The sequence below is a fragment of the Streptomyces sp. NPDC005408 genome (genome assembly GCF_040606445.1).
Classification (GTDB): domain Bacteria; phylum Actinomycetota; class Actinomycetes; order Streptomycetales; family Streptomycetaceae; genus Streptomyces.
On the sequence record NZ_JBEXEX010000006.1, the window covers coordinates 53,111 to 76,155 of the forward strand.

The 23,045-nt window shown below is 69.4% G+C and carries 19 protein-coding genes and 2 pseudogenes; 15 read left to right on the forward strand and 6 right to left on the reverse strand.

What is annotated here, in order from left to right; genetic code table 11:
* The first annotated feature begins 2 nt into the window (after positions 1-2).
* The 5 genes from ABZS64_RS08260 to ABZS64_RS08280 all read left to right on the forward strand — a co-directional run bounded on the left by ABZS64_RS08260 (position 3) and on the right by ABZS64_RS08280 (position 5,509).
* Positions 3-749: an HAD hydrolase-like protein gene (locus ABZS64_RS08260; RefSeq protein WP_355824872.1), complete on the forward strand. Its 747-nt coding sequence runs from the start codon at positions 3-5 to the stop codon at positions 747-749.
* A gap of 36 nt (positions 750-785) precedes the next feature.
* Positions 786-1,643, forward strand: a complete 858-nt coding sequence (locus tag ABZS64_RS08265) for a winged helix-turn-helix domain-containing protein (protein ID WP_355824875.1) — start codon at positions 786-788, stop codon at positions 1,641-1,643.
* A 33-nt stretch (positions 1,644-1,676) separates the two neighbouring features.
* A complete protein-coding gene (locus ABZS64_RS08270) occupies positions 1,677-2,780 on the forward strand; it encodes a phosphotransferase (protein ID WP_355824878.1) in 1,104 nt (367 codons plus the stop codon).
* Between the two features lie 67 nt (positions 2,781-2,847).
* A complete protein-coding gene (locus tag ABZS64_RS08275; protein ID WP_355824881.1) occupies positions 2,848-3,468 on the forward strand; it encodes a TetR family transcriptional regulator in 621 nt (206 codons plus the stop codon).
* Positions 3,469-3,517: 49 nt separating this feature from the next.
* Positions 3,518-5,509 carry an AAA family ATPase gene (locus tag ABZS64_RS08280; RefSeq protein WP_355824883.1) on the forward strand — a complete coding sequence of 664 codons (1,992 nt, stop codon included), beginning with the start codon at positions 3,518-3,520 and terminating at the stop codon, positions 5,507-5,509.
* Between the two features lie 10 nt (positions 5,510-5,519).
* Here ABZS64_RS08280 and ABZS64_RS08285 read toward each other — a convergent pair whose 3' ends face one another.
* A complete protein-coding gene (locus ABZS64_RS08285; RefSeq protein WP_355825411.1) occupies positions 5,520-6,059 on the reverse strand; it encodes a DinB family protein in 540 nt (179 codons plus the stop codon).
* Between the two features lie 459 nt (positions 6,060-6,518).
* Here ABZS64_RS08285 and rox point away from each other — a divergent pair, with 459 nt between their 5' ends.
* Positions 6,519-7,946: a rifampin monooxygenase gene (rox, locus tag ABZS64_RS08290; RefSeq protein WP_355824886.1), complete on the forward strand. Its 1,428-nt coding sequence runs from the start codon at positions 6,519-6,521 to the stop codon at positions 7,944-7,946.
* Positions 7,947-8,369: 423 nt separating this feature from the next.
* Positions 8,370-9,230 (forward strand): GNAT family N-acetyltransferase, encoded by an 861-nt coding sequence (locus tag ABZS64_RS08295; RefSeq protein WP_355824888.1) that lies wholly within the window; start codon positions 8,370-8,372, stop codon positions 9,228-9,230.
* A gap of 259 nt (positions 9,231-9,489) precedes the next feature.
* Here the strand turns inward: ABZS64_RS08295 and ABZS64_RS08300 are convergent.
* Together ABZS64_RS08300 and ABZS64_RS08305 are read right to left on the reverse strand one after the other, a co-directional pair.
* Positions 9,490-10,067 (reverse strand): annotated as a pseudogene (locus ABZS64_RS08300) (DUF1062 domain-containing protein).
* Positions 10,068-10,816: 749 nt separating this feature from the next.
* The gene (locus ABZS64_RS08305) at positions 10,817-11,425 is read right to left on the reverse strand and encodes a TetR/AcrR family transcriptional regulator (RefSeq protein ID WP_355824891.1); all 609 of its coding nucleotides are present in this window, start codon (positions 11,423-11,425) and stop codon (positions 10,817-10,819) included.
* Between the two features lie 127 nt (positions 11,426-11,552).
* Here ABZS64_RS08305 and ABZS64_RS08310 point away from each other — a divergent pair, with 127 nt between their 5' ends.
* The 5 genes and pseudogenes from ABZS64_RS08310 (at position 11,553) to ABZS64_RS08330 (ending at position 15,395) form a co-directional block, all read left to right on the forward strand.
* Positions 11,553-12,314: an SDR family NAD(P)-dependent oxidoreductase gene (locus ABZS64_RS08310; protein ID WP_355824894.1), complete on the forward strand. Its 762-nt coding sequence runs from the start codon at positions 11,553-11,555 to the stop codon at positions 12,312-12,314.
* 466 nt (positions 12,315-12,780) lie between these two features.
* Positions 12,781-12,906: pseudogene (locus ABZS64_RS08315) on the forward strand (PPOX class F420-dependent oxidoreductase); the annotation flags it as partial.
* A 967-nt stretch (positions 12,907-13,873) separates the two neighbouring features.
* Positions 13,874-14,281, forward strand: a complete 408-nt coding sequence (locus ABZS64_RS08320; RefSeq protein ID WP_355824897.1) for a helix-turn-helix transcriptional regulator — start codon at positions 13,874-13,876, stop codon at positions 14,279-14,281.
* Between the two features lie 32 nt (positions 14,282-14,313).
* Positions 14,314-14,895 carry a hypothetical protein gene (locus ABZS64_RS08325; RefSeq protein ID WP_355824900.1) on the forward strand — a complete coding sequence of 194 codons (582 nt, stop codon included), beginning with the start codon at positions 14,314-14,316 and terminating at the stop codon, positions 14,893-14,895.
* Between the two features lie 161 nt (positions 14,896-15,056).
* Positions 15,057-15,395 carry a DUF2516 family protein gene (locus ABZS64_RS08330; protein WP_355824903.1) on the forward strand — a complete coding sequence of 113 codons (339 nt, stop codon included), beginning with the start codon at positions 15,057-15,059 and terminating at the stop codon, positions 15,393-15,395.
* A 10-nt stretch (positions 15,396-15,405) separates the two neighbouring features.
* On the opposite strand, the gene ABZS64_RS08335 is transcribed toward ABZS64_RS08330, so the two are convergent.
* The 3 genes from ABZS64_RS08335 to ABZS64_RS08345 all read right to left on the reverse strand — a co-directional run bounded on the left by ABZS64_RS08335 (position 15,406) and on the right by ABZS64_RS08345 (position 18,964).
* Positions 15,406-16,686: a SpoIIE family protein phosphatase gene (locus ABZS64_RS08335; RefSeq protein WP_355824905.1), complete on the reverse strand. Its 1,281-nt coding sequence runs from the start codon at positions 16,684-16,686 to the stop codon at positions 15,406-15,408.
* A gap of 212 nt (positions 16,687-16,898) precedes the next feature.
* Entirely contained in the window at positions 16,899-17,960 is a 1,062-nt protein-coding gene (locus ABZS64_RS08340; protein WP_355824908.1) for an NlpC/P60 family protein, read from the reverse strand.
* Between the two features lie 221 nt (positions 17,961-18,181).
* On the reverse strand, positions 18,182-18,964 hold the full coding sequence (locus ABZS64_RS08345; protein ID WP_355824911.1) for a class I SAM-dependent methyltransferase: 783 nt from the start codon (positions 18,962-18,964) through the stop codon (positions 18,182-18,184).
* 160 nt (positions 18,965-19,124) lie between these two features.
* Between ABZS64_RS08345 and mshA the strand changes: the two genes are divergently transcribed.
* From mshA to ABZS64_RS08360, 3 genes are all read left to right on the forward strand, one after another.
* Entirely contained in the window at positions 19,125-20,465 is a 1,341-nt protein-coding gene (gene mshA / locus ABZS64_RS08350; RefSeq protein ID WP_355824914.1) for a D-inositol-3-phosphate glycosyltransferase, read from the forward strand.
* On the forward strand, positions 20,458-20,952 hold the full coding sequence (locus ABZS64_RS08355; protein ID WP_355824916.1) for a YbjN domain-containing protein: 495 nt from the start codon (positions 20,458-20,460) through the stop codon (positions 20,950-20,952). Before mshA ends, ABZS64_RS08355 begins: the two co-directional genes overlap by 8 nt.
* A gap of 404 nt (positions 20,953-21,356) precedes the next feature.
* Positions 21,357-23,036, forward strand: a complete 1,680-nt coding sequence (locus tag ABZS64_RS08360; protein ID WP_355824919.1) for a glycosyl hydrolase family 28-related protein — start codon at positions 21,357-21,359, stop codon at positions 23,034-23,036.
* Positions 23,037-23,045 lie beyond the last annotated feature (9 nt).

The window sequence follows — 23,045 nt, forward strand, 5'->3', positions numbered from 1 at the left end:
CCGTGCCACACGCCACAACCACCCCGGCAGCATCGACCACGATGCGGGAGACGCTGTCCCGGGCCCGGTGCGTCGTACTCGATCTCGACGGCCCCGTCGCCCGAGTCTTCGCGGTCGACCGCGCCGAGTTCATCGCCCGTGCACTGCTCGAGATCGCCGAGAAGGACGGGTGCCCGATCGAGGACCTGCGCCACTGCACCGACCCGATCGCCGTGCTGTACGCATACACGGTGCACATGGAGCGCATGCGCGGCCGCGACGGCTGGGACAGGTGGGACAAGGTCGTCGCGAAGATGCACGATGCGCTCGACGCCTACGAGGGCAAGGCCGCCGAATCGGCGGTGCCGACGCCCGGCGCGGCTGCCTTCATCAGGGCATGCCGGGACTCCGGCAGGGTTCTGTCGGTCGCGTCCAACAACCATGAGGATGCCGCCACCCGCATTCTCGAGCGGATGAAGGTGCTCGACTGCTTCGACGGCCCTATCGTCGGACGCCCGCGGGACGCGACGCTCATGAAGCCTCATCCCCACTCCCTGCGCAAGGCGATGGTGCTCGACTTCGCCGTGGACCGGCACTTGATGATCGGCGACACCGGCACGGACTTTCAGGCAGCCGGGACCGTGGGGATGCCCTTCTACGGCTATCACCGCTCGGACGCGGGACGAGCGAGGCTGGGCGCGGCCGGCGTCGGGCCAATCGCCACCAGCATGACGGACTTCCACCGGGCAGCGGAGGCTCTGGACAGTTAAGTGCCTTGAATTGATGGGCAGTTGTACCGTGCCTGTATGAGGAATGACTCCGGCCGCGTAGCCCATGAGCTGCGTGAGCGGATCCGGAAGGGCCACCTGAAACCGGGCGACCGGGTACCGGCACAGGCCGAACTGGCGGAAGAATTCGCCGTCGACCGAGGCACTGTCCGGATGGCACTGAGGGCGCTGCACGACGAGGGGCTGCTCGCGCCTGCTGTCAAGGGCGCGGCTGCCCGCGTCGCCACGCCTCGTGACTCAGTCACCGGGGACGACGCGTCGCCCCATTCGGCCTTGACCGGCCTGGGGCCGCGATTGCTTGAGGCATTCTCGGTCCCCGACATTCGTATCGACGCCCTGTGCCTGACTGCGGAAACCTTGATCCTCGCGCTCGCCGGACCGCTCCTTGCGATCCATCAGGGCCGTATCCGGCCGTCGAGCGTACGAGTCCGTGTGCTGCTGCCGAGCCGCGACATCGCGTTGGCCTTCCCCGCGCCGGTGGAGGCGTCCGCCGGTGACAACGGAGTCCATGAGCGTTGGCTGGCCCAGCGGAACGCACAGGAGCAGGTGTTGCGCCACAACCTGCTGGCACTGCGCACGGGGTACGGCGTCGACGTCGAGGTCTCCTTCCGTGCACCGCCCTTCACCCCGCCGGTGAAGCTGTACCTCCTGAACGGATCCGAGGCCCTCTTCGCGTACTACACCATCACCAGGCGCGAGGAAGAGATGGGCGGGGAGTCGCTGGAGATGTACGACGCCCTCGGCGTCCAGTCGCAGCTGTACTCCTTCCTTCGCGGGGCAGACTCCCGGGACACGGCGTTCGTGGAGCAGTCCGGGCAGTGGTTCGAGGCCCTCTGGGACACCCTCGGCACCGATCTGGCCTTGACCGTTGATTAAGGGGGCGGCTGCATTTACACGGGGGAACGGAACATGACTGCCGAGCCGGCGTCCACAGTCCGCCACCGCGCCGCTCGGCTGAGCGCCGGCGAGGCGCTGATCGAGGGGCCGCTCAAGGGATACCACCACGAGACCTACGCCTTTCCGCTCCCGGACGCCGACGGCCGTGGCGGATCGGTCCGGTGGAAGTGCCGGGAGCCGCGGCCCGGAATCCTCTGGTTCGACCGGCGCAGCTTCCCCTCGGAAGGGGCGCTGATCCGCGCTCTCGCAGGGCATGTGACGAGCGTCCCGGAGATCATCGAGGTCGATGCCATCGGCCTGCAGCGGTTTATCGAGGGCTCCACGCTTGGCTCCTACGGGCGGCCCGGTGCCCCCGTGGCGGAGCCTCATCTCGCCCAGATAGCACAGCTGTTCCGCGAGCTCGCTGCGATATCCCCCGACTCCTTGTCGCTGCACCGGCAGTTCGTCCGCGACGACGCTGTCGTGGACGGGGACACCGCGGGCTTCGCCGCGCAGCTGATCCGGTTCACCGAGGAGCGGGTCTACGAGGCCCACCTTCCGGTGTACGGGGAGCTGTTCGACGCGCTCGGTATTCCGCGGGACGGGCTGCGGCCGCTCATGGACAAAACACGTTCCCTGACCGCGCGGCCCTTCTGCCTTCTGCACGGGGATCTGCACCGGGAGAACTTCATCGTCGACGGTGAAGGCCGGCTGTGGACCATCGACTGGGAGCTGGCCATGTTCGGCGATCCGCTGTACGACCTGGCCACCCATCTCCATCTGATGCGGTACCCGGCGGAGCAGGAAGCGACGGTGTCGCTGCGCTGGCGGGACGCGATGGAGGCGGTCAGGCCGGGAAGCTCGCGCGGGTGGCAGGAGGATCTCCCGCACCTCCTGGAGTACAAACGAGCCCAGTCGGCCTACACGGACGTCATCCGGTCTGCCCTCGCCCTCGACGGCGGGAAGGACATCAACTGGCCTGCACTTCACTCCACTTCGCGCAAACTGCAGGGCGCCCTGGCCGCCGCCCGCGCCGCGCTCGGCCTCGCCGTCCCGCCGACGCTGCGCCAGGTCGCGACGGCCCTGGGCGACTGGCACCGGGACGGGCGCGGGGGCGTCACGCCGTACGGATCATGAACAGCACCCCCGGCTGAACGCTCAGCCGCCAGCGGTACGTCACCGATGGATGCGTAGGCTCGGAGCCATGAGCGGTGAGATGGGCCTCCGGGAACGCAAGAAGAGGCAGACATACCAGGCGATCTCCGACGCCGCGATCGCCCTCTTCCTGGAGAAGGGCTTCGATCAGGTCTCCGTCGCCGAGGTCGCCGCCGCCGCGGACGTTTCCAAGCCGACCCTCTTCCGGTACTTCCCCGCCAAGGAGGACCTGGCGCTGCACCGGTTCGCCGACCACGAGGACGAGGCGGCCCGCGTCGTCGCCGCCCGGCCGCCGGGCATCTCGCCGCTGGACGCCCTGCACCGGCACTTTCTCGAAGGGCTGGAGCGGTGCGACCCGATCACCGGCCTCAGTGACGACGAGCGGGTGCTCGCGTACCACCGGCTGCTGTACGGGACTCCGAGCCTGGTCGCGCGGCTGTACGCCTACCAGAGCCGGTCCGAGGAGGCGCTGGCCGCGGCCCTCGGTGGCGGACTCGTGGCGCGGCTCGCCGCCGGGCAGATCGTTGCCGTGCAGCGGATCCTCGCCGAGGAGAACTGGCGGCGGATCGCGGCGGGGGAGAGCGCGGTCGAGGTGCGCCCGGACGCGGAGGCCGCGGCGAGGCTTGCCTTCGACCAGCTGCGCGAGGGTCTGGGCAGCATCGACAAGTGAACCTGGTGAAAAATATTACTCGGTAACGTTATCCGTTATCCTTCGTGGAATGACGGCACCCGGCCATGACCTCACCCACGAGCTGATCCTCGAACGCGCCCACCACGACACCTGTCGCGCCGCCATGACCGGCATGGTCGGTGACGCCGCCACCCGCGTCGTCATCGGTGAGAACGCCTTCGCCTCCGGCGCCGACGCCGAAGTCCTCGGCTACCAACTCCGCAGCTGGGCCAAGGAGTTGGCCGAGGAGCCGGACAGTCCGCTGTTCTTCGGCCGTCTCGACCATCTGGACGGGGAGAGTTACCACATCGGCCGCCGCCGTATCACCGAACACCCCGCCGCCCCGCCCCTCGTCATCGACTGGCGCGCCCCCGTGTCGCGCACCTTCTACCAGGCGAGCGCCCGCGACCCACAGGGCGTCGCCGTACGCCGCCGCTTCGGATGGGCGCCGTTCAGCAAGGGAGACTCGGCGGACCTGACGAGCATGGAGGACGAGCACCTGAGCGAAGGGCAGAGCGCCGCGAGCGCGATCGTCGCCGGTGAGATCGAGCGCCCGCGTGTCGGCCCGATGCGAGACATCGCCGCCACCATCCAGCCGGAGCAGGACGCCCTCGTACGCTCCGAACTCGCCGAATCCGTCTGCGTCCAGGGCGCCCCCGGCACCGGGAAGACCGCGGTCGGCCTGCATCGCGCCGCGTACCTCCTCTACACCTACCCGCAGCGCATCCGGCGCGGTGGACTGCTGATCCTCGGCCCCAACCGCACCTTTCTCTCGTACATCTCCGAAGTCCTGCCCTCGCTGGGCGAGTTGGACATCCGCCAGTCGACGGTAGACGACGAGATCGCCCGTCACGAGGTACGGGCGGTGGACGACGAGGCCGCCGCGGCCCTCAAGCACGACGTACGGATGGCCGAGGTGCTGCACAGTGCGCTGTACGGGCGGGTGTCGGCGCCCACCGAAGCGCTGGTGGTGCCCGAAGGCTCGTACCGCTGGCGCGTCACGCTCCGCGAGCTGGAGCGGATCGTCGACGAGGTACGGGCCGAGGCGCCGCCGTATGCCATCGGGCGCGAGCGGGTCCGCAGCCGCGCCGTACGCGCCATCCAGCTGCAGGCCGAGCGCAGGTCGGGGCCGCGAAACAACACCTGGGTGCAGAAGATCGGCCGGGCCGGGCCGCTCTCCGCCTTCGTCGACGCCGTCTGGCCGAAGGTACAGCCCGAGGAGATCCTGGCCGCGCTGCTCACCGACCCGGGCGAGGAGCTGAAGGCCATGCGCTGGCCGAAGCCCCCGCGCTCGTACAGGTCCGCGAAGTGGACGGCGGCCGACCTCGTCCTCCTCGACGAGCTGGCCGGTCTCATCGAACGCCCCGACGGCTATGGCCACATCGTCGTCGACGAGGCACAGGATCTGTCCCCGATGCAGTGCCGCGCGATCGCCCGCCGGGCCGGTTTCGGCTCACTGACGGTGCTCGGCGATCTCGCCCAGGGCACCACGCCGTGGGCCGCGCGCAGCTGGCCGGAGCAACTCGCCCACCTCGGCAAGGAACAGGCGCCGGTCGTGCCGCTGACGACCGGCTTCCGGGTCCCGGCGGTAATCGTGGGCCTCGCCAACCGGCTGGTCCCGGCGCTCGGCGTGGACGTACCGCTCGGCCGGTCCCTGCGCGGGGACGGTGAGTTGACGATCCGCGGGGTCGACGACCTGGCGTCGGCGACGGTCGCAGCGGTACGGGCGGCGCTCGACCGCGAAGGCTCGGTCGGGGTGATCGCGGACGAGCCGGACACGCACCGGCTGCGCGCCGCGCTCGCCGATGCGGGCATCGCGACGGCCACCGCCGACGACCTCGCGGCCGGAGCCCGGGTCACGGTGCTGCCCGCGACGGTGGCCAAGGGCCTGGAGTACGACCATGTCGTCGTCGCCGAACCGGCGGCGATCGCGGGAGCGGAGGCGCGTGGCCTGCACCGGCTGTATGTGGTGCTGACGCGGGCGGTGTCGCGGCTCGACGTGCTGCACAGCCGCCCGCTGCCGCCGGAACTCGACCGCTAGGGGTGTCTGCTCAGGCCCCGACCGTTCCGTCGATGCCTTCGCGCAGGAAGTCGGCGTGGCCGTTGTGCCGGGCGTAGTCATGGATCAGATGCAGCATCACCAGACGCAGCGACACGTCCTCGCCCCACCTGGCCTGGTAGCCGGTCACATCCAGCGACTTCGCCTCCGCCTCGATCCGGCGTGAGTGCTCGACCTCGGCCTGCCAGGCGTCGAACGCCTCGGAGCGGGTGGACGCACTCGCGTCGTACGCGACCTGGTAGTCGTCCTCGTCCGACCAGACGAGCGGGATGTCCTCACCGTTGATCACCCGGCGGAACCAGGTGCGCTCCACCTCGGCCATGTGCCGCACCAGACCGAGCAATGAGAGCGTCGACGGCGGCATCGACTGCTTGCGCAGCTCCTCGTCGGACAGGCCCTCGCACTTCATGGCGAGCGTGGCGCGGTGGTAGTCGAGAAAGGCGCGGAGCGTCTCGCGCTCGCCTCCGGTGAGGGGCGGGCCGACTCGTTCGACGGTCACTGCGGATTCCTTTCGACAGCCTGGGCAGGTCATGGCCAGGCCGCACGCTATCGCCCGTACGGCCGCCGGTGGGAAGGTGCTGCACAACTGTGGCGATCATGCGCCGAGGACGCCGAAACGGATAGGTGGTTCGCGTTCCGCGGCTGCATTCGCAGGCCCATGGGAGGTCCTCCTGGACCGCCGGCATCGCCGTACGCGGCGCGTCACCGCTTCGGGAGGAGCTTGTCCGTCCACAGCGGACGACAAAAGGCAAAGGCAAGGAGGTTACCCACTCCTTGCCACTCTCAACGTATAGCGCACGGGGGGGCTTGCGGCAAGGCACGGGGCGTGCCGCAGAATGGTCGGCCAAGGCCAGGACCTGCGGAAATGACAGTTCGCGAAGGGCGTGTGTGTTGTCGACTGCGGGGACTCGGCGCGGAGGTGCGGGTGTGCGCGCCGCCGGACTGCGCGGAGCGGCCGGCCGGAATTCAATCTCGTTAAACGGGGGTCTTCATGATTGACGTGATCGTGGTCGGTGGTGGACCGACCGGCTTGATGCTGGCCGGCGAGTTGCGGCTGCACGACGTGCACGTGGTCGTGCTGGAGAAGCTGACCGAGCAGACCCAGCAGTCCCGCGGGCAGGGCCTGCACGCGCGCAGCGTCGAGATGATGGACCAGCGCGGCCTCCTTGACCGGTTCCTCGCGGTCAGTGAGAAGTTCCAGGTCGGCGGTCTCTTCGGCGGCATCATGAAGTCGTGGCCGGACCGGTTGGACACGGCGCACCCGTACGGCGTCGCCACCCCGCAGCCGGTCACCGAGCGGCTGCTCAACGAGCATGCCCTCGAAGTCGGCGTCGAGATCCGGCGGGGCTGCGAAGTGGTCGGGCTGAGCCAGGACGAGGACGGAGTGACCGTCGAGCTGGCGGACGGCACGCAGCTGCGCTCGCGCTACCTCGTCGGGTGCGACGGCGGTCGCAGTGCGGTGCGCAAGCTGCTCGGCGTCGGTTTCCCCGGCGAGCCCGCCACGGTCGAGACGCTGCTTGGCGAAATGGAGGTGACCGAGGATCCGGCGACGATTGCCGCCGTCGTCGAGGAAGTCCGCAAGACCCAACTGCGGTTCGGCGTCGTCCCCGGCGAGAACGGGGTGTGCCGCGTTGTCGTGCCCGCCGGCGGGGTGGCCGAGGACCGTGCGACCGCGCCGACCCTCGAGGACTTCAAGCAGCAGCTGCGGGCGTTCGCGGGCACCGACTTCGGCGTGCACTCGCCGCGCTGGCTGTCCCGGTTCGGCGACGCCACCCGGCAGGCCGAGCGCTACCGCGTCGGCCGGGTGCTGCTGGCCGGCGACGCGGCGCACATCCACCCGCCGACCGGCGGGCAGGGGCTCAACCTCGGCGTGCAGGACGCGTTCAACCTCGGCTGGAAGCTGGCCGCAGCAGTCAACGGCTGGGCGCCGGAGGACCTGTTGGACAGCTACCACGCCGAACGGCATCCGGTGGGCGCCCGCGTCCTGGACAACACCCGCGCGCAGATCACGCTGCTCGGGACCGATCCGGGTGCGACCGCGCTGCGGGAGCTGTTCGCGAAGCTGATGGACTTCGAGGAGGTGAACCGGTACGTGACCGGGATGATCACCGCGGTCGACGTCCGCTACGACTTCGGCGAGGGCCATGAACTGCTCGGCCGGCGGATGCGGGACGTGAAGCTGAAGCAGGGTCGCCTCTACGAGCTGATGCACGGCGGCCGCGGCCTGCTGCTCGACCAGACCGGCCGGCTCTCGGTGGCGGGCTGGGCGGATCGGGTCGACCACGTCGTCGACGTCAGCGAGGAACTGGACGTGCCCGCGGTGCTGCTGCGGCCGGACGGCCACGTGGCGTGGGTCGGTGAAGATCAGCAGGATCTCCTCAGCCGGCTGCCCAAGTGGTTCGGCGCTGCCGTCGGCTGAGCGCGCAGTTGTGGCCCGAAAGGGTGGGCCGTTGTGATCGCGTGAGACGGGACACGACAGGTGCTCGCTGATGCTGCGGCAGGGTAGAACTCTGACCTGGGGTGCCTCAGATTGAGCGAGACGCCGAGTGCTCGTCTGTCTCGCTCAACCTGAGGCAACTGGTCACGATGCCTTGGGCTTGCGGGCGAGGAAGAAGGCTTGCTGGCCTTGCCGAGGCCTCTCGCGCTCGTCGGGTCCGCGGTCATCTGAGCGTCCATGACGAGGCTGGACTTGCTCATCAGGCCGACGACTGGTCCGGGGCCTGGTGCCTGCACGAGTTCGGAGAACGCGGCGAGCATGGCGCGGTCCAGCGGTTTGGCGTTCAGCTCGTCGCGGAGGAGTCTCTCGTATTCCCCGCAGCGAGCACATCGGGGATCATGAAGCATGCGACCGGATGACTGGCAGCTCACCGAAGACGTCGACGACTTTCTCGCCCGAGCCGGAGAATTCCTGCGCTCGCGACCCGTTCCGCACATCATGCAGCTGACATGGGCCGAGAGACTGCGAACACGCGGGGCGGCTGCATACGGCCTCCAAGCCCCCGTCTTCGGCCGACTCGAGCGAGCGGGCGAGGTCCTCGCCACCTTCCAGCGCCTCCCGCCCCGCGGCCTGGGCCTCACCCCCCTCACCCCCGAGCAGGCCGACACCCTCGCCGCCCACCTGGCCGCCCTCGGGCACTCCGTTCCATCCGTCAGCGCGGACCACGACACCGCCACCGCTTTCGCCGAGGCCTGGCAGCGGCACACAGGCGCAACGCCGACACTCCGCGTCCGGCTCCGCCTGTACCGCCTCGGCAAGCTCACCCCACCTGAGCCGCTGGCAGCGGGCCGGGGCCGACTCGTGGGCGAGCAGGACCATGAGCAACTCATGTGCTGGTGCCGTGAGTTCGCAACGGACGTCGGGGAAGTCGTCTCCATAGACGCCGACTCCTGGGCCGGCACCCGCTTCGCCGACAAGCGCTATACGTTCTGGGAGACCCCGGACGGCACGCCCGTTTCCATGGCGGGCGTGAACCCGATGGTCGCCGGCCAGATGATCCAGGTAGACCCCGTCTACACCCCGGCCCACCTGCGCGGTCGCGGCTACGCGGGCGCCGTATCGGTCGAGGTGAGCCGGGCCGCGCTGGCCGCAGGCGCCACGGAGGTCGTGCTGTTCGCGAACGCGGCCAACCCCACCAGCAACGCCCTCTACCAGCGCATCGGGTACGTCCCGGTCACTGACTTCGGCGCGTACGGCTTCGCGTGAGCCGAACCGGAAGTCAGCCAGGAAGGCGACAGGCAAGCCAACCGCGCCATCAGATGACCTCGCCCGCCGAGACCTGACTCTGCTCTTCTTCCACGAATCAGCGGCGCAGGATGTGAAACACGTGCTCACTCAGCCGACTGAGGCTGAGCACGATAGGTGTCGTATTTGCAGGACAACTGTCGTCGCCCTGAATCCAGCATGTCGCTAGGACCTGTCCGACGGATCGGATACTGCCGGACAGGCCCCGGGCCGGAAGGACTCAACGCTTGAGCATGAAGGTGAAGTCGCCCGAGAGCTTGCCGCTCAGGTGGACTGTCGACACGAGGTTCCCCTCGGAGAGCAGCCTCTCGACCTAGGCTCGCGAAGAGCCGAAGCCTTCGGCGCTCAGACGCACCGGTCGCACAGGTATCCCCGCCGCAAAGCGGACCGAGACCAGGCCAACCCCGGCACAGGCGCCCACCGGCCGCGGTGCGCCCGGTGCGGCGGCGGACCGTACGGCGACTGCCAGGCCGGCCGCTCGGTTCGACCCGAGCCGCCCACGTCACGGCGCCGTACGACCGGGCCCTGGAGCAGCTCGGCTGCCAGGCCGGGGTCGTTGTCGTGCAGCAGGTTCAGGACCTCGGGCCGTACGGAACGCACGTTCATCCGCTCCAGGACAGTGACCTTGGTGGTGTCCCCGCACCCGGTGCACAGCGCGAGGAGCCAGGCGTCGAGGAGCCCGTGGTTCGCGTTGACGCTGAATTGGCCGTTCACCCGGGAGCGCCCGGAGGCGCACGTGTGGCAACGGCGGAGAACTATCGACAGGCAGGTGGGCACGACCACCCAGTTTTTGGACACAGAAATACACCGGTTCCAGTGAGAAGACCGCAGCGAAAAGGAGCGCGTCGCACATGTGCGACGCGCGACGGATCAGCGCTCGGGGGGTCTCACTTGGTGTACAACGGCACGTCCTTGACAGGGCGACTGCGGGCGGGAGAACGGTAACGGCACTCGAGAGTGCGGTTCCACGGATTTTCGGGCGATTGGCGATACCTCGTGGCGGGCGCCCGCACCACCCTCGACCCACCGGGCATGCCCTAGTGGCGCCGGCCCGCAGCAGAACCACGAAGGTCGACTCGCCCTCCAGGCCGCGAAGAACTGCGGCAGCGCCGACCATGCCTCCCAGCGGATCAACGTCGATGACGTCCGCGACGCCCGCCTGGGGGCCGAAGCGGCCGTCGACCGCGGTCACTTCGTCGCCGTGACAGGTCCGAAGGTGATGCCGGGAGATGAGGGAGCAGGCGAGTTCGGCCACGCAAGCCGGGAAGGCCCACTGAGGCAGCAGCAGCCCGTGAGGGATCCCACAAGCCGCTCGACCGCTGGCGCGAGGACGCCAGGGGAGTTATCGTCGAGAGGTAGAACGACCGGTCTTCCTACCTCTTGGGGGTGGTGTCTCGGCCTTCCAGGCGGGACTGCCAACCAGGCAGGCAACTGCCAGTGGGTCCCGGTGCACGTCGAACAGAGATGAAAGCTCCATGAAGCCAATCCGCGCCCTGGCTTGCCCGGGGTCCAACAGGGGGCCGATGTTTCGCGCGGCCTCGATGGGGTCAGCCTCCCGATCGGATCAGGCGGACCGCGTCCAGCAGGGTCTTGTGGGCGGCCGTCGAGTCGTCCAGGTAGCCGGCTGCCATCGCTCCGTCGTACAGCATCAGCAGGGCGCCGGCGGCCGACTTGGGGTCGGTGTGGCCGAGCCGGGTGAGCAGTTCCTGGAAGAGGGTGCGAATCCAGTCCCGGTGAGATGTCACCAGGCCGCGGACCGGATGGGTGGCGTCCGGGTACTCGGCGGCCGCGTTCATGAACGGCGATCCCCGAAAGCCACGCTCGCGGGCATGCTCGGCGATCGCCTCGAAGATCAGGTCGATCGCTTCCGCGGGCGGGTGCGCGGCGGCCAGTGGTTCGGCCACGTCCTTGTAGTAGGCGTCCTTGGTCAGCAGATAAGCCACGACCAGGTCGTCCTTGGCGGCGAAGTGCCGGTAGAAGGTCGCCTTCGTCACCCCGGCCTCGGCGATCAGCCGCTCCACACCGATCGCGCGTACGCCCTCGTAGTAGAACAGCCGCGACGCGGCCCTGACCAGGCGTTCGCGAGGCGGCGGGTCTCCCTCGATCGTGCTCTGCTGATGCTTGGCGTCAGTGGTCTTCTGCCCAGTGCTGCTCACCTCCCCATTGTGCCCTCGGCCTGCCTTGAGCGGCCTCCACCCCTGTACGGCCCTCGCCGGCAGGGCTGTCTTCCCTCTATCCCGTACGGCCCCGAGCAACGTGGCCGTTCATCGAAAGGCTTGAACCATGACTCGTCGTCTTGAAGGAACCGTGGCTCTGGTCACCGGAGCGTCCAGCGGCATCGGCCACGCCACCGCGCTGGAGCTCGCCCGCGAGGGCGCCTCCGTGGCCCTGGTCGGACGGCGCGAGGACCGGCTCACCGGCCTCGCCGCGGAAATCTCCGAGGAGGGCGGGAAGGCTCTGGTCGTGCCCGCTGACATCACCACCGCCCAGGCCGCCTCGGAAGCGGTCGAGCGGACCGTCGAGGGCTTTGGCCGCCTGGACATCCTGGTCAACAACGCCGGCCTCATGCTCCTCGGGCCCACCCCCGGCGCGGACCTGAACGACTGGCAGCGCATGATCGACATCAACCTCATGGGCCTGATGTACACCACCCACGCGGCCGTCCCCCACCTGGTCAAGGCCGCCGCCGACGCGCCGCGCCAGGTCGCCGACATCATCAACATCAGCTCGCTGAACGGCCGCACCGCCTTCGCCATGTCCGCCGTGTACAGCGCCACCAAGTTCGGCGTCGGAGGCTTCAGCGAGGCACTGCGCCAGGAACTGGGACGCCAGCACGTCCGCGTGTCCGTCGTCGAGCCGGGCAGCGTCGACACCGAACTGCGCACCCACAACTCGGAAGTCGTCCAGCAGCTGATCGTCGCCGGCCTGGGCGACATCGAGCGGCTGCAGAGCCAGGACATCGCCGACGCCATCGGCTACATCGCCACCCGCCCCCGGCACGTCGCCGTCAACGAGATGCTCGTACGCCCCACCGAGCAGGGCTGAACACCATCCCCGTGGGCTACTGGCGCAGGGAAGCCCGGCGGGAGGCTTCCTCACCTCCGCCTTCCGGAACTCGTCCTTCCCGATCGTCATCGTCTGGAACGACAATGCCGACCTGCGGGGAACAGCCGAGGCCATCCACGCAGGGGGCGGCATCGTCTCCTCGGTCTGCCATGGCGCCTGCGCCCTCATCAACCTCCGTGATGCCGACGGGAATCCGCTCGTACTGAACCGCACCGTCACCGGCTTCGCGACGGTCGAGGAAAAGCTGGCCGGCGTGAAGAGCAGGGACCTGCGGCACCCCGCCCGATCAACCCGGCCCGGCAGCGCGCCCGTCCTCAACCAAATCGAGCTGCACCCGTAGTCCCCTCAGGCCGAGAGCATGACGGCTGCCCCCGAACTGACATCGCAGTACGCCGCCCAAGTGGCCAACGACCCCGAACGCAATAGCAAGGAGCAGAAACGCATCATGGACGACACGCTGCTGGAACGGCTCGGCGCCGGCAAGTACCTGCTCGTCACCAGCTACCGCAAGAACGGCACCCCGGTCACCTCCCCGGTGTGGGTGGTGCGCGACGGTGACACGCTGGGCGTGCGGACCCCCGGGTGACGCAGCGTCAACTCCAGGTCCGGCAGGGCTCGCCGAGGAGCTGGAAGACCGGCTCACCGTGGACGGGTCCCTGACGGCGATCCGCAGAGGGTGAGAGATCCATGCCGGGCGTCGAAGGTAGGTGCTGAGAGCAAGATCGACGCCGCGTAGCTGCTGGACGAGTGGGTCCAAGCACGCTTGTGCATCGTGTGCGTCTGGGGCTCCGAGGAGTTGCAAGGCGATGTCCAAGGCAGCCCCAGGGGCCAGGGATTCCATGAGCGGCGCAGTGTGGGGCTTGGAGATCTTCTTCTTGCCCGGAGTGTTGAGCAGGGGCTGGGCTTGCGCAGCACGAGAGGCGTACTCCGCGTCGAGGACGGCAGCCAGACAGGCGGTGCTGGCGTACTCCCGGGCGATGGGCCAGGACCGGAAGATCATGGCGACTATGGCCCGTACGTCGGCAAAGTAATGCGCGACGGGGACCGGCGAACCAGCGCTCATCGCAGACTTGGGACCGCCTACAGCGAGCAGATCCATGACCTGTCGTTGGACTTGCAAGAGCACCGTCATGGTCGCCGCATCGGGTTCCTCGGGAACCGAATCCATCCGGGTCAGGTCGGCTCCGCAGGCGGCTCCTCCCTGGCGCCTTGATGTCGGGCGCGTGACGAAACGGCACTGCCATGGGTGGAGAGTGTCGTCTGACAGGCGGGCGACGGCGTTTGCCGAGCGGGCGAACTGGGCCGGCATTCCGCAGCCGGGGCATCGGTGTGGGAGAAGGCTCCGGTGCCGGAGGCAGAGGAAGAAGGATGTGAATCTGACGACAGGTGTCGTGCTCAGAGCCTCAAGAAGCACCAGGTCGGCATGGTGGGGTGACGACACCTACCCTGCTCAGTCTCACCGACACGCGCGTGTTGCGTGGAACACTATTGCAAGCAGGTGCTTGCAATAGTTAGCAATGACGGGCACCATCGGGGGCATGGCATCGCTCAACGTCGGCAATCTCGGCGAGTACCTCCGCGAGCAGCGGCGCACCGCGCAGCTCTCTCTGCGGCAGCTCGCCGACGCCGCCGGGGTGTCCAATCCGTATCTGAGCCAGATCGAGCGCGGTCTGCGTAAGCCGAGCGCGGAAGTCCTGCAGCAGGTCGCCAAGGCCCTGCGGATCTCCGCCGAGACGCTCTACGTCCGGGCCGGGATTCTCGACGAGCGGGAGCGGGACGAGCTGGAGACGCGTGCCGTCATCCTTGCCGACCCCTCGATAAACGAGCGGCAGAAGCAAGTGCTGCTGCAGATCTACGAGTCCTTCCGCAAGGAAAACGGATCGGACACCGACGATGACGGCACCCGCACGGCCGACGGCAGTGATGCCGGCAACCCCTCAGTCTGAACACCGAACTGCGATCCGGGAGGACCACAGTCATGGCCATCACCGATGACCTGCGTAAGACCCTCACCGACCCGACCCCCCTCTACTTCGCGGCCGGCACGGCCGACCTCGCCGTTCAGCAGGCGAAGAAGGTCCCCGCGCTGATCGAGCAGCTCAAGGCCGAGGCCCCGAGCCGTATCGACGCCGTGCGCAACACCGACCCCAAGGCCGTCCAGGAGAAGGTGACCACCCAGGCCAAGGAGGCCCAGGCCACCGTCCAGGCCAAGGTCACCGAGGTGATCGGGAACATCGACACCGACCTGAAGAAGCTGGGCGAGACCGCTCAGGACCTGGCGCTGCGTGGTGTCGGCGTGGCCGCCGAGTACGCCGTCAAGGCTCGTGAGACGTACGAGAAGGTCGCCGAGCACGGCGAGCAGACCGTGAAGGCCTGGCGCGGCGAGGCCGCCGACGAGATCGCCGAGATCGCCGTTGCCGTCGAGCCTGAGCCGGAGACGGCGCAGGAGCCCGCGGCTGCGAGCGAGCCCAAGGCCGAGGCGAAGAAGCCCGCTCCGGCGGCCCGCAAGGCCCCGGCGCGCAAGGCCGCGGCGAAGAAGACCACCCCGTCGGCCATGTAAGTCGGTAAGTCGGCCAAGTAGGTCGGCCAAATGGGCCGGCCGAGCAAGGCCGGGCAGGACTGGGAAGAAGCAGAACGGCCGGGCACCTTTGGGGTGCCCGGCGCGTTCTCCCGGTACCTTGGCCGCGAGGCGCTACAACCACTCACGAGGCGGTGCTCAGCATGTTGCGCGCGGGATTCGACTTCACTCTCTGGCTGGTGCTCGACCTGGTCTTCCTGGTCACCGCCGTAACAGCGCTGGTCATGGCCGCAATCGCCCGCGATGACGCCTACCGCGCGGCTGACAAGCAGACCAAGTCCTTCTGGCTGATCATCCTGGGCATCACGGTCGCGGTGAACATGTTCATCTCCGTGCTGTTCCTGTCGATCGCCGGGCTGATCGCCACCATCGTCTTCTTCGTGGACGTACGGCCCGCTCTCAAGCAGGTCTCCGGCGGTGGCGGCCGCCGCGGCGGCTCCAGCAGCGACGGTCCCTACGGCCCGTACAACGGCGGCCGGTAGCCAGGCACTCCTAGCGGCGAGAGCCGTTTCTGCTCAGCAGCAGCACGGCCACATCGTCCGTCAGCTCCCCGCCGTTCAGCTCACGCACCTCGGCGACCGCCGACTCCAGCAGCGCCTCGCCGTCGAGCCCCGCCGCCAGCTGCCGGTTGACCATCTCCAGCATTCCGTCCTGGCCGAGCCGCTGCTTCTCGCCCGGACCCCGGCGTCCCTCGATCAGGCCGTCGGTGTACATCATCAGGCTCCACGAGCCGCCCAGCTCCACCTGACGGCGCGGCCAGCGTGCGCGCGGCAGCAGGCCGAGAGCGGGCCCGCCGTCGTCGTACGGGAGCAGCTGCGCCGCCCGGCCGTGCCGCGCGATCAGCGGGGTGGGGTGGCCCGCGAGGCAGAGGCCCGCCCGCCGGCCGTCCGGCGCGATGTCGACCGTGCAGAGCGTCGCGAAGATCTCCTCGCTCTCCCGCTCGTGCTCCAGGACCTGCTGGAGCGTGGAGAGCAGCTCGTCCCCGCACAGGCCCGCGAAGGTCAGGGCGCGCCATGCGATGCGCAGCTCCACGCCGAGCGCCGCCTCGTCGGGCCCGTGCCCGCAGACGTCGCCGATCATCGCGTGGACCGTGCCGTCCGGGGTGCGGACCGTGTCGTAGAAGTCACCGCCGAGCAGCGCGCGCGAACGGCCGGGCCGGTAGCGGGCCGCGAAGCGCAGATCCGAGCCCTGGAGCAGGGGAGTGGGCAGCAGGCCGCGCTCGAGGCGGGCGTTCTCCTGGGCGCGCAGCCGGGACTCGGCGAGTTTCACCTGGGCCGTGTCCGCGCGCTTGCGCTCCACGGCGTAGCGGATGGCGCGGCTCAGCAGCCGCCCGTCGAGCTCGTCGCGGAAGAGATGGTCCTGCGCCCCCACCCGTACCGCTTCCGCTGCGCGTTCCGCGTCGCCCGATGTCGTCAGGGCGAGGACCGCGTGGCGTGGCGCGAGGCGCAGTACGTGGTTGAGCGGGCCGAGCTCCTCGTCGCCGGCGCCGGGCAGCGCGAGGTCGACGAGGATGCAGTGGACGTCGTCCGTGAGCAGCCGCTCCGCCTCGGTGAGATTGCGGGCGCTGCGGATACGGACCCGGGTCCCGGCCGCATCCAGCAGTTCGGGAACGGAGAAGGTGCCCGCCGGGTCGTCCTCGATCACCAGGAGGGTGAGGTCGCCGCCGCTTGAGCTCACGCTGGGGCTCACGCCGGGGCTCGTGCTCGGGCTGGAGCTCCCGTGGGCGGTTTCCGCGGCAGGGACAGCCCGCTGTCGCGGTACGGGTACGGGCATCGGTTCCGGTTTCCTTCCCTCCCCCCGAGGGCGGCGGGGCGACGATCGACGCCCTGCCAGACGGGGACCATAGCGGTACCTGGCGCCGGAGCGGAATGCTCTGGAGCACAGAGCCGATGGCATATGCCGCGCATGGGGAGGTACTTGCTCAGTACTTGCTCAGCGGGCCATGACGAACATCACGTACCCGTCGCTCCCGCTTCGCCTGTGTGTCACTTGTCGGGGCGTACGACTCCGAGAATCGCCATCGAACCCGCACCCGCAATCGTCACATTCCGCCCGGGCCGCGGGGCGTGCACGATCGCGCCGTCGCCGATGTACATGCCCACATGGCTCGCGTCCGCGTGATAGATGATCAAGTCGCCGGGTCGCATGTCCTTGATGTCGATCCTGGGCAGCAGCCGCCACTGCTCCTGCGAGGTGCGCGGGATGCCACGCCCGGCCGCAGCCCATGCCTGGGACGTCAGCCCCGAACAGTCGTAGGACCCCGGGCCCTCGGCGCCCCACTCATACGGCTTGCCCGTCTGCGCCGTCGCGAACCCGACCGCCTTCTTGCCCTGTTCGCTCGCTGCGGCGCTGATCTCCGTGAGCACGCCCGAGCTCAGCCAGGCCGTCTGCGCCTTGTAGTCCGCCTGCTGCTCCAGCTGGAGGAGCCGTGCCCGCTCCTCCTTCTCCAGCTTGTCCTCTATCTTCTTGGCCGCGGCGATCTGGGCGGTGATCTCTTTTTTGGCCTTGGCCTGCTTGAGGCGGTTGGCTTCCAGCTTCTGCCACTGGGTGCTCGCGTCCTTGGTGTACGACGCCAAGTCGGCCTGCGTCCTGGTCAGTTCGCCGATGAGGTCCTTGGTGGCCTTCTGCCCCTGCTGGATCCGGCCCGCCCCGTCCAGGAAGAGCTGCGGGTCGTCGGTGAGCATCAGCTGCGCCTCGGGCGGCAGCCCGCCGCCGCGGTACTGGGCGCGGGCGGCGGCGCCCGCGCGGTTCTTCAGTTCCTCGATGCGCGCCTGGCCCTTCACTATCTCCTGGGCCAGTTTGACGATTTCGGCCGACTGCCGGTCGGCCTGCTCCTCGGCGAGGTTGTACGCGTCGGTCGCGGAGGCGGCCTTGCGGTAGAGGGCGTCGAGCTCGAGCCGCACCTCTTCCAGGGACTTCTTGTGCACGCGCGTGCCCGGCGTGGCGGGCGGCGGCTCGGGGGCCGCGAAGGCCTGGCCCGGTGACGCCAGCACGGTCAGAGCGCAGACCAGAGTGATCGCGGCAGTGGCACAGCGGCGTCGGTTCACGACTCCCCCTCCGGGCCCCGGGTGAACGCCGGAACACCAAAATATGATTTACCGTCAGTAACTTACGAGTGACGTCGCGATGGTGCCACGACGTGTGCAAAACCGACAGGGCCAGTCGGCCGTGTTCTGCCGACTGGTGGATCAACCCCACCCGTCAGGGACGAACAACGAGCGCTCTGCGTTCCTTTGTTCGAGCCTGTTCATCCGGAATTGGGTACGAGTTATCCGGAATTGGGCGCGAGTGCGGCCCAGCTCACTGTGACTTCCCCCTGCCGCCACCGCCCCCGTGCGTCGGCGAGCGGCCAGTCGGCGGCCAGATCCCGGACGGCCCTGATCCAGCGCTGCCGGGCGCCCAGCGAGGCGTACGGAGCGGCCGCCGCCCACGCCCGGTCGAAGTCCCGCAGGAACGCGTGCACCGGCTCGCCCCGCACATTGCGGTGGATCAGCGCTTTCGGGAGGCGTTCGGCGAGGTCCGACGGGCGCTCCAGGGAGCCGAGCCGGGTCGCGAAGGTGACCGTGCGCGGACCTTCCGGGCCGAGCGCCACCCACACGTGGCGCCGTCCGATCTCGTCGCAGGTGCCCTCGACGAGCAGTCCGTCCGGGGCCAGGCGCGCGCAGAGCCGCGCCCAGACGGCGGCGACCTCGTCCTCGTCGTACTGGCGCAGCACATTGGCCGCCCGGATCAGCGCGGGCCGGGTCTCGAGCGGAACCTCGAAGCCGCCGTGGAGAAAGCTGAGCCCCTCGCGCTCGTACGGCTTCGCCGCGGCCACCCGGGCCGGGTCGATCTCGATGCCGACGACCCGGCAGCGGGGTGCGGCGGTGCGCAGCCGCTGGAGCAGTTCCAGGGCGGTCCAGGGGGCGGCGCCGTATCCGAGATCGACGGCGACGGGCGCGTCGCTGCGGCGCAGCGACGGGCCGTGGGTGGCCGCGATCCAGCGGTCCATGCGGCGCAGCCGGTTGGGGTTGGTCGTCCCGCGGGTCGCGGTGCCGACGGGGCGGGTCATAGAAGCGAGGGTATGCGGTCGTGACACGACCCCCGGACGGTAATGCTTTGGCAAAGCGGAGGGTGGATGGAAATGGAAGGCGGACCTCCGCTGTTGTGAGGCTCTGAAGGGCTGCTGATGCCCGCAGCTTGACGTGTCCGGAGCGAGGAGGACCTTCGACGTGAGCCAGTACGTCTCCCGCCTCGGCAGTGGTCTGGTGGCTCCACGCATCAGGTTCCCCGGAGGCCATCGAAAGCCGCGCCGGATCGCCATGCTCAGCGTGCACACCTCCCCGCTGCACCAGCCGGGGACGGGCGACGCGGGCGGCATGAACGTCTACATCGTCGAACTCGCCAAGCGGCTTGCCGCGATCAACATCGAGGTCGAGATCTTCACGCGGGCGACCGCCGGCGGGCTGCCGCCGGTCGTCGAGCTCGCTCCCGGCGTACTCGTACGCCATGTCGACGCGGGACCGTACGAGGGACTCGCGAAGGAAGACCTCCCGGCGCAGCTGTGCGCCTTCACCCACGGCGTGATGCAGGCCTGGGCCGGACACCGCCCCGGCCACTACGACCTCGTCCACTCCCACTACTGGCTCTCCGGCCATGTCGGCTGGCTGGCGGCCGAACGGTGGGGGGTCCCGCTCGTGCACGCCATGCACACCATGGCCAAGGTCAAGAACGCCGCGCTCGCCGAGGGCGACACCCCCGAGCCCGCGTCCCGCGTCATCGGCGAGACCCAGATCGTCGCCGCGGCGGACCGGCTCATCGCCAACACCGCCGAGGAGGCCGACGAACTCGTCCGCTTCTACGACGCAGACCCGGCCAAGGTCGCCGTCGTCCACCCCGGCGTGAACCTGGACCGCTTCCGGCCCGCGGACGGCCGCGCCGCCGCCAGGGCCCGCCTCGGGGTGCCGCAGGACGCCTTCGTCCCGCTCTTCGCGGGCCGGATCCAGCCGCTGAAGGCCCCCGACATCCTGCTGCGCGCGGTCGCGCTGCTCGTCGAGCAGGACCCCTCGCTGCGCACCCGCCTCTTCGTGCCGGTCGTCGGCGGCCCGAGCGGCAGCGGCCTGGCGAAGCCCGAGGGCCTGCAGAAGCTGGCCGCCCGCCTCGGCATCGCCGATCTCGTCCACTTCCAGCCGCCGGTCGGCCAGGACCTGCTCGCCGACTGGTTCCGGGCCGCGTCCACGCTGGTCATGCCCTCGTACAGCGAATCCTTCGGCCTCGTGGCGATCGAGGCGCAGGCGGCGGGCACCCCGGTGGTGGCGGCGGCCGTCGGAGGCCTTCCGGTGGCGGTACGCGACGAGCGGACCGGCATCCTCGTCCAGGGCCACAACCCGGCGCACTACGCGGACACGCTGCAGCGTTTCCTCGACGACCCGTCCCTGATCGACCGCATGGGCAAGGCGGCCGCCCGGCACGCCGAATCCTTCGGCTGGGACACGGCGGCATCGGCGACGGCGGACGTCTACACGGCGGCGATGTACGAACACCGCCGCCGGGTACGCTCGCACCATGGCTGACGTACAGCAGACGGCGCAGGTCATCGAGCAGACGCTGAAGGACGCGGAACTCGAGTGGGAGAGCCCGGAACCCGGCTCGTACGTGGTCAAACTCCCCGGCACCCGCAAGCTGTCGACGACCTGCTCGCTGCGGGTGGGCAAGCACTCGTTGTCGGTCAACGCCTTCGTCATCCGCCACCCCGACGAGAACGACGCGGCGGTGCACCGCTGGCTCCTTGAGCGCAATCTGCGTCTGTACGGGGTGAGTTACGCGATCGACCGCCTCGGCGACATCTACCTGGCCGGCCGGCTCCCGCTCTCCGTGATCGCCCCGGAGGAGCTGGACCGCGTACTGGGTACGGTGCTTGAGGCGGCGGACGGTGCGTTCAACACGCTGCTCGAGATGGGCTTCGCGAGCGCGATCCGCAAGGAGTACGCGTGGCGGGTGTCGCGGGGGGAGTCCACGCGAAACCTGGACGCGTTCACACATCTGACCGGCGGCGGCTGAGTCAATTTCAGCCCCGCCGACGTTTGAGGCGCGCGGGGCGCCGGGCTCGCGTGCCCTGGCACGCACTCCCCCGTAGCCCTTCGGGCACGGGAGGTGCCCCCACGCTGCGTTGTCGTCAGTCGCCGACGCTCCGCGTCGGCTCTCCCCCTGCCTTCGGCGGGGGGACCCCCATCCTCCGGCCTGCGATGCTCCCCCGTAGCCCTTCGGACACGGGAGGTGCCCCCATCGCCGGACCCGCTCACTGATCCGGCCTGATCGACCGGACAGGACCTGGTTATGGGTGGGGGAAGAACCCCGCCCGCGCCACGAACCCCCGCGCACCCCCTTCCGCGCGCCGCAGGCCCATGGCATGCTCACCGCCGACGCACACCTGAACGTCGTTCACATCCATGGAAGGCGGGCTCATGGAGACCAGTCAACGCGCCATCAGCCGACGGAGCCTGCTCGGCAGTGCCACGGCCGTCGCCGCAGCCGGCATCGTCGGCATAGGCATAGGAACCGGCACAGGCGCCGCCGTCGCCGCTGAGGCGTCCCCCCTCTGGACCGAGTTCCGCCGCAACCCCTACGACCACCCCCAGATCCCGTACGTCGGACGAGCAGGCCGCCGCGGCGGTGCCGAACACTTCCCCCGGCGCCCCGTGCTCGCCAACGTCCTTGCGTACGGGGCCAGACGGGACGGCTCCGCCGACGCCGCTCCCGCCATCAACCGTGCCGTCGCCGCTGTCGGCGAACGCGGCGGCGGCACGGTCCACATACCCGCCGGCACCTACCGCATCGACGACCTCATACGCATCGGGCACAGCAATGTCGTCCTGCGCGGCGCCGGCAGCGGCCGCACCACGCTGTACGCGACCAAGAACCTCACCGAGCTCGTCGGCCCCTACGGCAGCCGCTACGGCGGCGACAAGTCCTCCTGGTCCTGGGCGGGCGGGCTCATCTGGCTCTGCCCGAAGGACCGTTGGGACAGCCTCACCACCGCCATCAAGGCCAAGGCCTGGCCCTTCGAGGGCTGGACCGGCAACAAGCGCGACGAGTGGCGCACCCTCGCCACCGTCCGGCCCGCCAGGCGCGGCGACTGGTCGGTCACCGTCGACAACACCAAGGCGCTGCGCCGCGGACAGCTCGTCCTGCTGCGCCTCGCCGACGACGCGGGCCACACCCTCCTGGAGCACATGGCGGGCGGCGGCGCGGGCCCCGAGGCGTATGTCTGGGACGACAAGACCAAGCTGACGAGCTACGTCCCGTACGAGTGGCCCGTACGCATCACCCGCGTCAAGAACAACACCGTCACCTTCGAGCGCCCGCTGCCGCTCGACGTACGCCCCGAATGGGACCCCCGCATCGTCACCCTCGTCACCCCGCTCACCGGCTCCGGCATCGAGGGCCTGACCCTGGAGGCGATGGAGACCCCGCAGTCCCAGCACCTGCTCGACAAGGGCTACAACGGCGTCACCTTCCAGTGCGCGTACGACTGCTGGGCCGACGACGTCACCGTCCGCCACGTCGACAACGGCTTCGGTCTCGTCGCCGCCTCCGCCTGCACCCTGCGCCGCACGCGCGTCGAGGGCCGCGGCTCCCACCATCCGTACTTCTGCCGCGAGGGCTCGCACGACAACCTCATCGAGGACTTCACCATCGCGCAGCGCACCGTTCCGGCCCCGGCCAACACCCAGCTCCACGGCATCAATGTGGAGGGCCTGTCCAGCTACAACGTCTGGTCGCGCGGGCAGATGGAGATGGGCACCTTCGACACCCACCGCGGTATGCCGTTCGCCAACGTCCGCACCGAAATAACGGTCGACAACAACGGGCGCCACGGCGGCGACGCATCCGCGGGCCCCCTCTACGGCGCCCGCTTCACGCACTGGAACGTCACCGTCACCAACGAACGCGCGGGCCTGATCAAGATCGACGAGATAGCCCCGTACAGCGCGACCGTCGCCATCAGTACGGTCCGTGAGTTCGACCAGACCGATGTGCCGGACTTCAGCGGCGCGTTGACTTCCCGTCTGGAGGCCTACGGAACACCCGGCGCCGTACAGCCGTGCAATCTGTACGAGGCGCAGAGGGCTCTGCGTAGCTGACCGCCGGAG